This is a genomic window from Mesorhizobium sp. B3-2-1 (assembly GCF_006439515.1).
GTDB lineage: Bacteria > Pseudomonadota > Alphaproteobacteria > Rhizobiales > Rhizobiaceae > Mesorhizobium.
This window is the reverse complement of record NZ_VFTI01000027.1, coordinates 1-13299: the sequence shown is the minus strand read 5'-3', so window position 1 is coordinate 13299 and position 13299 is coordinate 1. Positions and strand designations below refer to the sequence as shown.

15 protein-coding genes and 1 pseudogene are annotated in these 13299 nt (G+C 63.7%); 12 read left to right on the top strand and 4 right to left on the bottom strand.

The genetic code is table 11. The features are described 5' to 3' along the window. Nucleotides 1-24: 24 nt before the first annotated feature. From modA to FJW08_RS24245, 4 genes are all read left to right on the top strand, one after another. Nucleotides 25-819 (top strand): molybdate ABC transporter substrate-binding protein, encoded by a 795-nt coding sequence (modA, locus tag FJW08_RS24260; protein WP_140758107.1) that lies wholly within the window; start codon nt 25-27, stop codon nt 817-819. A gap of 25 nt (nt 820-844) precedes the next feature. Then, nucleotides 845-1549 (top strand): molybdate ABC transporter permease subunit, encoded by a 705-nt coding sequence (modB, locus tag FJW08_RS24255; RefSeq protein ID WP_140812599.1) that lies wholly within the window; start codon nt 845-847, stop codon nt 1547-1549. Then, nucleotides 1546-2658 carry a molybdenum ABC transporter ATP-binding protein gene (gene modC / locus FJW08_RS24250; RefSeq protein WP_140812598.1) on the top strand — a complete coding sequence of 371 codons (1113 nt, stop codon included), beginning with the start codon at nt 1546-1548 and terminating at the stop codon, nt 2656-2658. Before modB ends, modC begins: the two co-directional genes overlap by 4 nt. Nucleotides 2659-2732: 74 nt before the next feature. After that, nucleotides 2733-3074: a winged helix-turn-helix domain-containing protein gene (locus FJW08_RS24245; protein WP_140758104.1), complete on the top strand. Its 342-nt coding sequence runs from the start codon at nt 2733-2735 to the stop codon at nt 3072-3074. A gap of 125 nt (nt 3075-3199) precedes the next feature. On the opposite strand, the gene cobF is transcribed toward FJW08_RS24245, so the two are convergent. Then, nucleotides 3200-3964, bottom strand: a complete 765-nt coding sequence (cobF, locus tag FJW08_RS24240) for a precorrin-6A synthase (deacetylating) (protein ID WP_140812597.1) — start codon at nt 3962-3964, stop codon at nt 3200-3202. 180 nt (nt 3965-4144) lie between these two features. Here cobF and FJW08_RS24235 point away from each other — a divergent pair. The 5 genes and pseudogenes from FJW08_RS24235 (at nt 4145) to FJW08_RS24215 (ending at nt 8135) form a co-directional block, all read left to right on the top strand. Continuing rightward, nucleotides 4145-5157, top strand: a pseudogene (locus FJW08_RS24235) (DUF4424 domain-containing protein). Then, nucleotides 5157-5675 (top strand): dihydrofolate reductase, encoded by a 519-nt coding sequence (locus tag FJW08_RS24230; RefSeq protein ID WP_140812596.1) that lies wholly within the window; start codon nt 5157-5159, stop codon nt 5673-5675. Before FJW08_RS24235 ends, FJW08_RS24230 begins: the two are co-directional and overlap by 1 nt. 166 nt (nt 5676-5841) lie before the next feature. Continuing rightward, nucleotides 5842-6957 carry an FtsH protease activity modulator HflK gene (gene hflK / locus FJW08_RS24225; protein WP_140758100.1) on the top strand — a complete coding sequence of 372 codons (1116 nt, stop codon included), beginning with the start codon at nt 5842-5844 and terminating at the stop codon, nt 6955-6957. Further along, the gene (locus FJW08_RS24220; RefSeq protein WP_140758099.1) at nt 6957-7940 is read left to right on the top strand and encodes a protease modulator HflC; all 984 of its coding nucleotides are present in this window, start codon (nt 6957-6959) and stop codon (nt 7938-7940) included. The genes hflK and FJW08_RS24220 overlap by 1 nt, the downstream gene beginning before the upstream one ends. A gap of 6 nt (nt 7941-7946) precedes the next feature. Then, nucleotides 7947-8135 carry a DUF2065 domain-containing protein gene (locus FJW08_RS24215; RefSeq protein ID WP_140758098.1) on the top strand — a complete coding sequence of 63 codons (189 nt, stop codon included), beginning with the start codon at nt 7947-7949 and terminating at the stop codon, nt 8133-8135. Between the two features lie 30 nt (nt 8136-8165). Here the strand turns inward: FJW08_RS24215 and FJW08_RS33315 are convergent, their stop codons facing one another. After that, entirely contained in the window at nt 8166-8291 is a 126-nt protein-coding gene (locus tag FJW08_RS33315) for a hypothetical protein (protein ID WP_263489008.1), read from the bottom strand. Here FJW08_RS33315 and FJW08_RS24210 point away from each other — a divergent pair. Next, nucleotides 8281-9798, top strand: a complete 1518-nt coding sequence (locus tag FJW08_RS24210; RefSeq protein ID WP_140812595.1) for a DegQ family serine endoprotease — start codon at nt 8281-8283, stop codon at nt 9796-9798. The two genes, FJW08_RS33315 and FJW08_RS24210, sit on opposite strands and share 11 nt — an antisense overlap. A gap of 43 nt (nt 9799-9841) precedes the next feature. On the opposite strand, the gene FJW08_RS24205 is transcribed toward FJW08_RS24210, so the two are convergent. Then, complete coding sequence (locus FJW08_RS24205) at nt 9842-10414, bottom strand: GNAT family N-acetyltransferase (RefSeq protein WP_140812594.1); 573 nt, start codon at nt 10412-10414, stop codon at nt 9842-9844. Next, nucleotides 10411-11298 (bottom strand): phosphoserine phosphatase SerB, encoded by an 888-nt coding sequence (gene serB, locus FJW08_RS24200; RefSeq protein ID WP_140812593.1) that lies wholly within the window; start codon nt 11296-11298, stop codon nt 10411-10413. The genes FJW08_RS24205 and serB overlap by 4 nt, the downstream gene beginning before the upstream one ends. Here serB and miaA point away from each other — a divergent pair. Further along, nucleotides 11288-12277: a tRNA (adenosine(37)-N6)-dimethylallyltransferase MiaA gene (gene miaA, locus FJW08_RS24195; protein WP_140812592.1), complete on the top strand. Its 990-nt coding sequence runs from the start codon at nt 11288-11290 to the stop codon at nt 12275-12277. The two genes, serB and miaA, sit on opposite strands and share 11 nt — an antisense overlap. A 105-nt stretch (nt 12278-12382) precedes the next feature. Beyond that, nucleotides 12383-13177: a GGDEF domain-containing protein gene (locus FJW08_RS24190; RefSeq protein ID WP_140758093.1), complete on the top strand. Its 795-nt coding sequence runs from the start codon at nt 12383-12385 to the stop codon at nt 13175-13177. The last annotated feature ends 122 nt before the right edge of the window (nt 13178-13299 follow it).

The following is a 13299-nucleotide window of genomic DNA, read 5'->3' as shown; positions in this document are numbered from 1 at the left end:
TTTCAGACCCAGGGAGAGTTTTCGATGACGCGCAGAGGTTTCGGGTTGAAAGCGATCGCCATTGGCGGTTTTGCGGCGACGTTGATGGCAGCAATGCCGGTAGCGCACGCGGAAGGCAAGGTCGTGGTGTTCGCGGCAGCCAGCCTCAAGGACGCGCTCGACGCGGTGAACAAGGCCTGCGAGGCCGATGTCGGCGGGGCCGCGACCGTCTCCTATGCTGCTAGTTCGGCGCTGGCCAAGCAGATCGAGGGCGGGGCGCCGGCCGACGTCTTTATCTCGGCCGACCTCGACTGGATGAAATATCTCTCCGACAAAAAGCTGACCAAGCCCGATACGGAAGTGAAGTTGCTCGGCAACGAGATCGTGCTGGTGGCGCCGAAGGATTCGACGGTCGAAGCCAAGATCGAGAAGGGCTTCGACCTCGCCAGGCTAGTCGGCGACGGCAAGCTCGCCATGGGCGACTTCAAGGCGGTGCCGGCCGGCAAGTACGGCAAGGCGGCGCTGGAATCGCTCGGCGTCTGGTCCTCGGTCGAGGGCAAGGTGGCGCAGGCCGAAAATGTCCGTGCGGCGCTCAAGCTGGTTTCAACCGGCGAAGCGGCCCTCGGCATCGTCTATGCCACCGACGCGCACGCCGAAAAGGGCGTCAAGGTGGTCGGCACCTTCCCCGAGGATTCGCATCCGCCGATCATCTATCCGGTTGCCCAGACCGCCGATTCGAAGGACAAGGATACGCCAGCCTTCCTGAAGTGCCTGCAATCCGCCAAGGCAGGTGCGCTCTTCAGGGAACAGGGTTTTACCGTGCTCACGCCGAGCAACTGAGTTCGAAAGGCCCCGATACCGCGAGATGACCTGGCTGCTGGACCTCACTCCCGACGAATGGAATGCGGTCCGGCTGTCGATCAAGGTGGCGACGGCCGCGATGCTCGCCAGCCTGCCGCCGGGCATAGCGATCGCGCTGCTGCTTGCCCGGGGGGAATTCTGGGGCAAGACACTGCTCAACGGGCTGGTGCATCTGCCGCTGATCCTGCCCCCCGTGGTGACCGGTTATCTCTTGCTTTTGACTTTCGGCAGGCGCGGCCCGGCCGGCGCATTCCTCGCCGAACATTTCGGCATCGTCTTCTCGTTCCGTTGGACGGGTGCGGCGCTCGCCTGCGGTGTCATGGGCTTTCCCCTGATGGTGCGCGCGATCCGGCTGTCGATCGAGGCGGTGGACCGAAAGATGGAGGCGGCCGCGGGAACGCTCGGAGCCAACCCTTTGTGGGTGTTCGGCACCATTACGCTGCCGCTGATCCTGCCCGGGCTGATCGCCGGCGCCATCCTGGCCTTCGCCAAGGCGATGGGCGAGTTCGGCGCGACGATCACTTTTGTCTCCAACATTCCTGGCGAGACGCAGACGCTGCCGACGGCGATCTACACCTTTACCCAGGTGCCGGGCGGCGATGAAGGGGCGCTGCGGCTGACGCTGATTTCCATCGTCATCTCGATGGCGGCACTGGTCGCCTCGGAAGTGCTGGCGCGGCGGGTCGGGCGGCGGATGGACATCGAATGAGCGTCCGTGTTGACATTAGCCACCGGCTTGGCGATTTCGCCATCGACGCCCACTTCGAGAGCGCCGGACGGCTGACGGCGCTGTTCGGGCCGTCGGGTTCCGGCAAGACGACGCTGATCAACATGATCGCGGGACTGATCCGGCCGGACAAGGGACGCATCGAGGTCGACGGCCGGGTGCTTGTCGACACCGGTGCCGGCATTTTCGTGCCAAGGCACAAGCGCCGCGTCGGCATGGTGTTCCAGGATGCGCGCCTGTTTCCGCATATGAGCGTGAAGAGCAATCTGCACTACGGCCGTTGGTTCACGCCGGCGGCGGAACGCTACGCGGACATGGACAGTGTTGTCGAACTGCTCGGCATCGGCCCGTTGCTCGGGCGGCGACCGGCAAAGCTCTCGGGCGGCGAGAAACAGCGCGTGGCGATCGGCAGGGCATTGCTTGCCAGCCCGAGGCTACTGCTCATGGACGAGCCGCTGGCCTCGCTCGACGAAGCGCGCAAGGCCGAGATCCTGCCCTATATCGAACGGCTGCGCGACGAAACGAAGATCCCGATCGTCTATGTCAGCCATTCGGTTGCCGAGGTGGCGCGGCTGGCCAGCGACGTGGTGATGCTGGCGCAGGGCAAGGTCACCGCCAGCGGCCCGACCGAGGCTGTCATGCGAAGGCTCGACCTGTTGCCAGCCGAAGAGCGCGGCGAGGGTGGCGCCGTGCTGGACACCACGGTGCTGCGTCACGACGAGACTTTCGGCATGACCGTGCTCGGCTCGGCCGCCGGCGAGATCCGCGTCCCGCGCCTTGCAATGAAGCCCGGGGCTCCCGTGCGTGTCCGCATTCGCGCTCGCGACGTGATGATCGCGACGGAGAAACCGACCGGCCTCAGCGCGCTCAACATCCTGCCCGGCACGGTCGTCGCGATCAGCCCGGGCGAGGGCCCAGCGGTCGAAGTCGGCATCAACTGCAACGGCGCAACCGTGCTGGCCCGCATCACGGAACAGTCGCGGCAGGTGCTTGAGCTGCGGCTCGGCGGCAAGGTCTTTGCGGTGGTGAAGACCGTGAGCTTCGACCGAGCGAACACCGGCGCCGGCTTGCCGCTCGTGGTCGACGGCTGACAGCAGCGGTGATCGCCGCTATATTGTTTTGGAATAACGGTCGCCTAAGCTGAAGCGATCGCGGAGGAGCAAAGATGCCGTCGCTGAGCTTGCGGATAAATCTCGATCCGGACGGACGGATAGGCCCTGGCAAGGTCGAGCTTCTGGAGCACATCGCCACCTTCGGTTCGATCTCGGCAGCCGCGCGCGGCATGGAGATGTCCTACAAGCACGCCTGGGATCTGGTCGAGGACATGAACCGGGTGTTCGGCAAGCCGCTGGTCTCGGCGCAAACCGGAGGCCACAAGGGCGGCGGCGCGCAACTGACGACGGTCGGCCTGGCGGTGGTCAGCCGTTTTCGCGCCATCGAGCGCGCAGCGACCGCCGCGGCAGCGACTCATATGGATGCGTTGCAGGCGGAGATTGAAGCGGGGTAGGGGAGTAAGGGAATAGGCAGTAGGCAGTAGGGCACCTAGTCCAATTTCTGGCCGGCAGAGATCTTTGTTCCGAATCATATCTGACGCGCGTCTAGTGTTCTTCCCTACTGCCTACTGCCTACTGCCTATTCTTCCTGCTTCCGCAGCAAATACGTATCCATGATCCAGCCTTTTTCCCGGCGGGCTTCGTCGCGGCGCTTTTCGATCTCGGCGCCGACATCACCGAGGCGGCCGGAGATGATGATCTCGTCCGGCGTGCCGAGATAGGCGCCCCATTGGATGAAAAGGTTCTTGTCCGCGAGCGTGTTGAAGGCGCATTTGCCGTCGAGCATGACGACGGCGCTGCCGGCATTGTCCGGCATGCCTTCCTCGGCCAGGCGGCGGCCGGTGGTGATCAGCACGGGATCGCCGATGCGGTTCAGCGCCGTCTTGTGGCTGGCGGCCAGCGCCTGGATGGCCGTTATGCCGGGGATGACTTCCAGGTCGAAGGCAACATTGCCCCTCAGGCGCACGCGCTCGAGGATGCGCAAGGCGCTGTCGTAGAGCGAGGGATCACCCCAGATCAGGAAGGCGCCGCAACCATCGGCGGCAATCTCGTCGCGGATCAGTCCCTCGTAGATGGCGGCGATGGCTTCGTGCCAGTCGTCGACGGTCGAGCGATAGGAAGACGTTGGTTCAGCGCGCACCGGCACGTCGAACTCGACCCTGCGTGAGGTCGGGTTGGTGACGAAGCGGTCGCAGATTTCGCGCCGCAGGTTGGCTAGGTCGGTCTTGTCGGCGCCCTTGTCGGGAATAAACAGGACGTCCGCCCGGTTCAGGCCTGATATGGCCTGGACGGTCATGTGGTCGGGATTGCCGGCGCCGATGCCGATGACGAGAAGCTTGCGCATGGCGCGAACTCCTGCCCGATCGTAACCTGTTAGTCCAGACCGCGTGCGTGTCCAGACCGCATGCGTGTCCAGACCGCACGCGTGTCCAGACCGCATGCGTGAACACTGACGCGGAAGGACTTTGAAACGCCGCGTTGAAACGGCTAGGGTCCCGCGGGCATTCTCGCCGAGGAGGCTTTCATGCTGCGATATGTCCTGACCACCGTGCTGGCCCTGTCGGCGGCGCCGGCAATCGCCAATGATTCGGTTGCCGAGCTTGGCACCGGCGGCCTGATCCTGTCGCGCAGCGATGCCGTGGCGATGCAAAGCGAGGATCTTTTCATCTCGCCCGAAAAGGTGACGGTGGACTACGTCTTCCACAACAACACCGACAAGGATGTCGAGGCGATCGTCGCCTTCCCGATGCCTGACATTTCGGGCGATCCCGAAGAGATGCCGGCGATCCCCGAAAACCAGAGCGATAATTTCCTCGGCTTCGAGGTGACGATCGACGGCGCGCCGGCGAAGCCGCAACTCGAGCAGAAGGTGTTCGCGCTCGGCATCGATATCAGCGCCGATTTGAAGGCGCAAAACGTACCCTTCAATCCGTTCGGCGACGCCGCCAAGGCGGCGCTGGCGAAGCTGCCGCAAACGGTGGCTGACGACTGGTCGACCGCGGCATCATCATCGAGGATCCGGAAACCGAGAGTGGCCAAAAACCCGGCTATGCGCCGTTCTGGCAATTGCGCTCGACCTATTGGTGGCGCTCGGCCTTTCCGGCCAACAAGGACGTTCACGTCTCGCACCGCTACAAGCCGAGTGTCGGCGGCACGTCGTCGGTGAGCTTTTTCAATGAGGGCCAGTTCCAGGGCTCATACGCAGCCTACAAGACCCGCTACTGCATGGACGACACCTTCGAGAATGCGGTGCGCAAGGCGGCGAAGGCCAATCCGGACGGTTATCCCAAATTCTACGAAAGCCGCATCGCCTATATCCTGACCACCGGTGGCAACTGGGCGGCGGGCACCATCGGCAAGTTCAAGCTGACCGTCGACAAGGGCAATCCAAAAGCCCTGGTCTCGTTCTGCGGCGACAACGTCAAAAAGGTCGGGCCGACGAGTTTCGAGATGACGGCGCACGATTTCTATCCCGAGCACGATATCGACATCCTGCTGCTCGAACCATCTGACAGCAATGGCGGGGACGCAAACTGATGCATGTCGCGATCTATGTCGCCATTGCCGAGAACGGCGTGATCGGGCGGGACGGCGGGTTGCCTTGGCGGCTCTCCACCGACCTCAAGCGCTTCAAGGCCGATACGATGGGCAAGCCGATCATCATGGGCCGCAAAACCTATGAAGGCATAGGCCGGCCGCTGCCGGGCAGGCTGAACATCGTCGTTACGCGCGACAAGGCCTGGCGCGCCGAGGGCGTCGAGGTGGCACATACTCTGGAAGCCGCGATCCAACTGGCCGCCGTGCGCGGACGCTGCATGATAGGCGTCGACGAGGTCTGCATCATCGGCGGCGGCGAGATCTATGCCCAGGCGCTGCCGCTGGCCGACCGTCTGCACGTCACCCATGTGCTGGCCGCCGTCGACGGCGATGCGCATTTCCCGCCGATCGACCCTGATACATGGCACGTGGTCGGTTCGCAGGAGGTTCCATCAGGAGAAAAGGACAGCCACGCGACGCGCTATACGGTTTACGAGCGCCGCCGCGAGATGGTTTGAAGGCAAAAACGCAATTGTAGGACGACAAAGGGTCGCTACCGGCCCAAAACGGATGAAGTCGACAGGCATCGCGTTGAAAGCGTGCCGTGGCGTCCCTATAGAAGAACGACACTGGATTTGCGCCGTAACTGCGGCGCTTGAGGGAATTCCAAGCGAAAGGACATTCATGCCCTGGAACGACAAAGGTGGCGGAGGCGGCGGCCCGTGGGGTGGCGGCGGCAACAATCAGGGACCCTGGGGGCAGGGACCCAAGGGGCCGAGCGGCCCGCAGGGGTCGCCTCCCGACCTCGAAGACATCATTCGCCGTGGCCAGGATCGGCTGAGGCGCGTGCTGCCCGGCGGCGGTGGCGCCAGTCCGGCCGTGTTCGGGCTGATCGCCGCGGTGCTGGTCGTTTTGTGGGCCTTCCAGGCGGTCTATACCGTGCAGCCCGACGAGGTCGCGGTCGAACTGCGCTTCGGCAAGCCGAAGGCCCAGCTTTCCCAGCCAGGCCTGCACTTCCACTGGTGGCCGCTCGAGACCGTCGAGACGGCCAAGATTTCAGAGCAGCTCGTAGACATTGGCGGTGGCAATACCAGCGGCAACGGCCTGATGCTTTCGGGCGACCAGAACATCGTCAATGTACAGTTTTCGGTTGCCTATCAGGTCTCCGATCCCCGCGCTTACCTGTTCGATGTCTCCGACCCGGACGGCATGCTGAGGCAGGTTGCCGAAAGCGCCATGCGCGAAGCCGTCGGCCGCCGGCCGGCGCAGGACATTTTCCGCGACGACCGCCAGGGCATTGCCGCCTCGGTGCGCGAGATCATCCAGACGACGCTGGACGGCTACAAGGCCGGCCTACAGGTCAATGCCGTCTCCATCGAGGATGCGGCACCGCCACGCGAGGTTGCGGACGCGTTCGACGAGGTGCAGCGCGCCGAGCAGGACGAGGACAAGTTCGTCGAGCAGGCCAATCAGTATTCCAACCAGAAGCTCGGCCAGGCGCGTGGCGAGGCGGCCCAGGTCCGCGAAGACGCGGCCGCCTACAAGAACCGTGTGGTGCAGGAAGCCGAAGGTGAGGCCCAGCGCTTCATCTCGGTCTATGACGAATATGTCAAAGCACCGGATGTCACGCGCAAACGCCTTTATCTGGAAACCATGGAGAGGGTTCTGAAGGACTCGAGCAAGGTCATCGTCGAACAGGGCAACGGACAAGGTGTCGTGCCCTATCTGCCGCTGCCCGCATTGCAGCCGAAACCGCCGGCGCCTGCTGCGCCCGCTGCGAAAACGGGAGGTACCCAGTGATGGCCAACCGTCTTCCCATCTTCGTCGTCGTAGTGGCGGTCATCCTGTTCCTGATCTATTCCTCGGTCTTCGTGGTCAATGCGCGCCAGCAGGCGCTGGTGCTGCGCTTCGGCGAGATCGTCGACGTCAAGACCGAACCCGGCATCTACTTCAAGGCGCCGTTCTCGTTCTTCGACGCCGACACGGTGCAACTGATCGAGAACAGGGTGCTGCGCTTCGATCTCGACAACATCCGCGTCCAGGTGTCGGGCGGCAAGTTCTACGAGGTCGATGCCTTCATCGCCTACCGCATCTCGGATCCGCGCGTCTTCCGTGCGGCGGTGTCCGGTCAGATCGAACTGGCTGAAGCGCGGCTCAGGACGCGTCTCGACGCTGCCTTGCGCCGCGTCTACGGTCTGCGCGATTTCGAGGCCGCGCTCTCCGAAGAGCGTGCCGTGATGATGCGCGAAGTTCGCGATCAGCTCAGGCCCGACGCCACGTCGCTCGGCTTGCAGATCGAGGACGTCCGCATCCGCCGCACCGATCTGACGGCCGAAGTCTCGCAGCAGACCTACGACCGCATGAAGGCGGAACGCCTGGCGGAGGCTGCGCGGCTGAGGGCACGCGGCAACGAAGCGGCACAGCGCATCACCGCGCGCGCCGATCGTGAAGTGGTCGAGATCGTTGCCGAAGCGCGGAAGGAGTCCGAGATCCTGCGCGGCGAGGGCGAAGCCCAGCGCAGCGCCACCTTCGCGGGAGCCTATCAGCGTGATCCGGCCTTCTTCGACTTCTACCGGTCGATGAACGCCTATGGCACCGCGCTGGATAACACCGGGACGACGATGGTGCTGTCGCCGAGCTCGGAGTTCTTCCGCTTCTTCCGCGATCCCGACGGCAAGGAAGGGCCGGCGAAGCCGCCGGCCCCCGCCGCGCCAGCTGCGGCACCTGCTGCGCCGACGACGGCACCTGCCGCGCCGACGACACAACCCAGCACCGGCCAGTAAAGGCCGGTGCAGGATTTCTTCGCGGCGATAGGCCTGGTCCTCGTCATAGAGGGCCTGGTCTACGGCGGCTTCCCCGGCTTTGCGAGGAAACTCGCGGGCGAAGTGCTGTCGATGCCGGAGAATGCACTGCGGATTGGCGGGCTGGTGGCGATCGCCATCGGTGTCGGCGTCGTCTGGCTGATCCGAGGCGGGTAGAGGCGGGCGGTTTGCGGAATAACGCTCGATTTACACTCTGCCGATAGCCATAGCCGCAAACGTGCCGTATTTCTTGCCATCATGGCGCAACACGGCGTTTTCGTCGAAGCGCTTTTCTCTTTCAGAAATGCCGGGAGGCTTCTCGATGACATCCAACACCCTTTTGCGCGCCGCTCGACGGACGTTGGTCGCCGGCGCGGCAGCGCTTGTCCTGGGCACCGCCGCCGTTCCGTCCTTCGTGACGCCGACATTCGCCGCCGATGGACCTGCCTCGGTGGCCGACCTGGCAGAAGGCGTGCTCGGCGCGGTGGTCAACATCTCGACCTCGCAGACGGTGAAGGGCACCGAAGGTCCGGGCGCCGTGCCGATGCCGCAGCTGCCCGAAGGCTCGCCGTTCCAGGATTTCTTCGATGACTTCTTCAAGAACCGCGGCGGCAACAAGGACAATGGGACGCAGAAGGTGCAATCGCTCGGTTCGGGTTTCGTCATCGACGCCGAGCAAGGGATCGTCGTCACCAACAACCACGTGATCGCCGATGCCGACGACATCGAGGTCAATTTTTCCGATGGCGTGACCTTGAAGGCTACCCTGGTCGGCACCGACACCAAGACCGACGTCGCGGTGCTGAAAGTCGATCCGAAAGGCCACAAGCTGACGGCGGTGAAATTCGGCGATTCCACCAAGATGCGCGTCGGCGACTGGGTGATGGCGGTCGGCAATCCGTTCGGCCTCGGCGGCACGGTCACGGTCGGCATCGTCTCGGCGCGCAACCGCGACATCAATTCCGGTCCCTATGACGATTTCATCCAGACCGACGCGGCGATCAACCGCGGCAATTCGGGCGGACCGCTGTTCAACAGCGCCGGCGAGGTCATCGGCATGAACACCGCGATCATTTCGCCGTCCGGCGGCTCGATCGGCATCGGTTTCTCCATTCCCTCGCAACTCGCCGCGGGCGTCGTCGAGCAGTTGCGCCAATATGGCGAGACGCGGCGCGGCTGGCTCGGCGTGCGTATCCAGCCGGTGACCGACGACATCGCGGAAAGCCTCGGCATGACGACCGCCAAGGGCGCGCTGGTGGCCGGCGTCATCAAGGGCGGGCCTGTCGACAACGGCACCATCCAGGCCGGCGACGTCATCATCAAGTTCGACGGCAAGGACATCCATGAAATGCGCGACCTGCCGCGCGTCGTCGCTGAAAGCCCCGTCGGCAAGGCCGTCGATGTGCTGATCGTGCGCAAGGGCGTCGAGCAGACGGTGAAGGTGACTCTCGGGCGGCTCGAGGATGGCGAGAAGCTCGCCAGCGGCGAGAATGGCAACACCGACCAGAACAAGGGCGGCGACAAGGCTCCGGCCGTCTCGACTGCCGCGGTGCTCGGCATGACGGTCGGCGAACTCAACGACGAGACGCGCAAGAAGTTCAGCATCGCCGGCGATGTCTCCGGCGTCGTCATCACCGATGTTGCCAAGGACTCCGCCGCCGCCGAACGCGGTATCCAGCCGGGCGAAGTGATCACCGAGATCGCGCAGGAATCGGTCGCCACGCCCAAGGACGTCATGGACCGGATTGGCGCCCTGAAGGAGCAGGGGCGCAAGAACGCGCTGCTGATGCTGGCTTCGAAGACCGGTGAGCTCAGATTCGTGACGATCCGGATGGATTGATCCGGTAGGGCCTGCAAAAATCTGATTTTGATGGAAGGGGCGGTTAGAGAGCCGCCCTTTTTCTCGCCTGCCAATCTTGGCGAGACAGCCGGTACAACACATGCCGCTTGAGCGCGGGGTGGCTGTCGGGAATGTCGGGATGGTCGAAGTCGCTGGTCGGGTCGGCGCTCATGCCGAGGCGTTTCATGACGGCGGTGGAGCGATGATTGTCGGCCACGGCGAAGGAGACGATCTCGTTGACGCCCAGCGTCTCGAAGCCGTAGGCGAGCCAGGCCTCCGCCGCCTCGGTGACGTAGCCCTTGCCCCAGTATTCCGGTGCCAGCCGCCAGCCGATCTCGATCGTGCCGGCCGGCAGGGAGGGTACATGATCGGTTTCGAGGAGGCCGACGAAGCCGATGCAGTCGCCGGTGGCCGCGATCTCGGCGGCGGCAAAACCATAGCCGTCCTCGGCGATCCAGGATCGGAACTCATCCATCATGGCGTCGGCGGTAGCGCGGACGCGGCGGAACGGAAAGAACTCCATCACGCGTTCGTCGGAATTGATGCGATGGAACAATTCGCGGTCGCGATCCTCCCAATTGCGCAGGATCAGGCGTTCGGTACGGATTGGTTTCATTGCACGAATTCTTCCTTCCTGTAGCCCTGCAGATAGAGCAGCGCGGTTAGGTCGGCATGGTCGATCCGGACTTTTGCCTGCGCCGCGACGCTAGGCTTGGCATGGAGCGCGACACCGGTGCCGGCCAGGCGGATCATGTCGAGATCGTTGGCGCCGTCGCCGACGGCGATGGCATCGGCCGGCGTCAGGCCAAGGCGCGCACAGATTTCGAGCAGCGCCTCGGCCTTGGCGGCGCGGCCGAGGATCGGCTCGCCGACCAGCCCGGTGAAGCGTCCATCCTGGTCGAGCAGGCTGTTGGCGCGGTTTTCCTGAAAGCCAAGCATCGCAGCGATGCGCGTGGTGAACACCTCGAAGCCGCCCGAGACGAGCGCCGTCCAGGCGCCGTTGGCGCGCATGGTCTGGACCAGCGCGCGGCCGCCCGAAGCCAGCGTCAGCCGATTGGCGACGATATGCTCGACCACGGCGGCATCGAGACCCTTGAGCAGTGCCACGCGCTCGCGCAGCGCCGGCTCGAAGGCGATCTCGCCATTCATCGATCGCGCGGTGATGGCGGCCACGTGATCCTTGACGCCGATCTCGTCGGCCAGTTCGTCGATGCACTCCTGGTCGATCATGGTCGAATCCATGTCGGCGAGAAGGATTTTCTTGCGACGTGTTTCGGCCTGCTGGACGACCACGTCGATGGGCTCGACGGCCAATGCGGCACGAAGGTTTGCAATCGTTTCATCAGCCTGCGCCACTGGCGGCAAGGCAAGATCGCAGGCAATCCCCTCGGCCAGCCAGATGACAGCGCTTGCGCCCACCGACCGTGAGGCCATATTCGCAAGCGACGGCGACAGAGCGCGGTCAGCGGGATGGGAAACAAGCGTGGCAATGAGCGGCATCGAGAATTCCGGGACGGATGCGGGCAAAGGCCGCGTGAAGAACGCGATCCTGATAGCCGGGCCAACCGCCAGCGGCAAGTCGGCGCTGGCGCTCGAACTGGCCGAACGCACAGGCGGCGTCATTGTCAACACCGATTCCATGCAGGGCTATTCGGTTCTCGACGTTCTGACCGCCCGGCCGGAGGCGACCGAGCTCGCACGAGCGCCGCATTTTCTCTACGGGCATGTCCATCCCAGCTCCGCCTACTCGACCGGTGCCTGGCTGCGCGACGTGCTGAAACTCATCGATGACGGCACGTTCTTCGAACGGCCTGACGAAGCGTTCTCGCGGCGGCCAATCTTCGTCGGCGGCACAGGCCTTTATTTTCGCGCGCTGGCCGAGGGCATTTCGGAAATGCCTGATATCCCGCAGCGGATACGCGACCGCTGGCGCTATGAATTGAAGGAGCACGGCGCGGTCAAATTGCATGGCATCCTGCTGCACGAGGATTCGAAAGCCGCCATGCTGTTGAAGCCGACCGACAGCCAGCGCATCGTGCGGGCGCTCGAGGTGCTCGACGCGTCCGGCCGGTCGATCCTCGAATGGCAGGCCGAGCGCGGCCGGCCGCTGATCGACAGGCAGAGCGCGCATTTCCTGGTCATCGAGCCGGATCGGGCTGCGCTGGTCGACCGCATCGAAAGACGTTTCGACCGGATGCTGCACAAGGGCGCGCTGGAGGAAGTCAAGCAGCTTGCGGCCCTTCATCTGGATCCAGACCTGCCGGCGATGAAGGCGATCGGGGTTCGCGAGCTGCAGGCCGCAATGGCAGGGCAATCGAGCTTTCCCGAGGCGATCGAGCGCGCCAAGATCGCGACCAGGCAGTATGCCAAACGGCAGGCGACCTGGTTTCGACATCAGCTGGGGCCGGAATGGCGAAGATTGCGCCCCGATGACAATTTCGAAACCACGATCCAAACACTTGTTGCTAATGCAACTTGAAAAGTTGATCTTGAGGGCAAGGTTCCCGCCGAAGTTGCCGGAATTAACGCTCCGTAAGCCGGTCCATGCCATAAGGTCCTGGGGTACTTTTCCATCGGGGAGCAGATGCGTTTCCACAAGGCGGAATCCGCTTTCTTCGTCTTCATCTTCGTGATCCTGGCTGCCGGCCTGGTGACGCTGCACTCCTATGGGCTCTTGCAATCCTTTGCCCCGGAACTCCATACGCAGTCGGGCCTGGACAAGGTCATCTACCTCAACAAGCTGTTGTTCGCGACGGGCGTGCTGCTTGCGACCGCGCTGTTTTTCGGCGTCTTCTTCATCTACCCGCTGATCCGCAAACAGGCGACGGAAGAAGGCAAACTTCGCGCCATGACGGTTTCGCTCAGCGCCCGCTCCGAAACGCTCGAGCACGCCGCCCTGACCGATGGCCTGACCGGCATGCAGAACCGACGCTATTTCGATGACGCGCTGAAGGAATATCTCGAGGAGTTCCGCCGCATCGAAAAGCCGGTCGGGCTGATGATCCTCGATCTCGACCATTTCAAGCAGGTCAACGACACGCATGGCCACGATGTCGGCGACGAGGTGCTCAGGGCGGTCGCCAGTTGCCTCAAGGACATGACACGCTATCACGACGTCGTGGCGCGCCTGGGCGGTGAGGAGTTCGCCGTTGTCACGCCCAATATGGAGGCGGACCTTCTGGCCAAATTCGCCGAGCGCATCCGCAAGGCGATCGCCAACATGTCGATCCTCTCCGGCAACAATGTCCGGCTCAAGATCACGACCAGCGTCGGGCTTGCCGTCTGGGACCGCAAGGAAACGGCGGAGGAGTTCTATCGCCGCGCCGACCGCCAGCTCTACGAAGCCAAGAGGCAAGGCCGCAATCGCGTCTGCGCCTGAAATCCCGTCACTAAATTCGTGATGCTGGCCGCTTGATGCCGACTTCTGCGCTTCCGGTGCTCATATGTGGACGGCCCCCTGCTTGCAAGGTTTTGGCTGAAGATGATTTGATCGGATCGCTT

Excerpts from the sequence above, each read along its gene's own strand:
- modA (WP_140758107.1), top strand. The coding sequence starts at position 25 with ATGACGCGCAGAGGTTTCGGGTTGAAAGCGATCGCCATTGGCGGTTTT.
- modB (WP_140812599.1), top strand. The coding sequence starts at position 845 with ATGACCTGGCTGCTGGACCTCACTCCCGACGAATGGAATGCGGTCCGG.
- modC (WP_140812598.1), top strand. The coding sequence starts at position 1,546 with ATGAGCGTCCGTGTTGACATTAGCCACCGGCTTGGCGATTTCGCCATC.
- FJW08_RS24245 (WP_140758104.1), top strand. The coding sequence starts at position 2,733 with ATGCCGTCGCTGAGCTTGCGGATAAATCTCGATCCGGACGGACGGATA.
- cobF (WP_140812597.1), bottom strand. The coding sequence starts at position 3,964 with ATGCGCAAGCTTCTCGTCATCGGCATCGGCGCCGGCAATCCCGACCAC.
- FJW08_RS24230 (WP_140812596.1), top strand. The coding sequence starts at position 5,157 with ATGCATGTCGCGATCTATGTCGCCATTGCCGAGAACGGCGTGATCGGG.
- hflK (WP_140758100.1), top strand. The coding sequence starts at position 5,842 with ATGCCCTGGAACGACAAAGGTGGCGGAGGCGGCGGCCCGTGGGGTGGC.
- FJW08_RS24220 (WP_140758099.1), top strand. The coding sequence starts at position 6,957 with ATGGCCAACCGTCTTCCCATCTTCGTCGTCGTAGTGGCGGTCATCCTG.
- FJW08_RS24210 (WP_140812595.1), top strand. The coding sequence starts at position 8,281 with ATGACATCCAACACCCTTTTGCGCGCCGCTCGACGGACGTTGGTCGCC.
- FJW08_RS24205 (WP_140812594.1), bottom strand. The coding sequence starts at position 10,414 with ATGAAACCAATCCGTACCGAACGCCTGATCCTGCGCAATTGGGAGGAT.
- miaA (WP_140812592.1), top strand. The coding sequence starts at position 11,288 with ATGAGCGGCATCGAGAATTCCGGGACGGATGCGGGCAAAGGCCGCGTG.
- serB (WP_140812593.1), bottom strand. The coding sequence starts at position 11,298 with ATGCCGCTCATTGCCACGCTTGTTTCCCATCCCGCTGACCGCGCTCTG.
- FJW08_RS24190 (WP_140758093.1), top strand. The coding sequence starts at position 12,383 with ATGCGTTTCCACAAGGCGGAATCCGCTTTCTTCGTCTTCATCTTCGTG.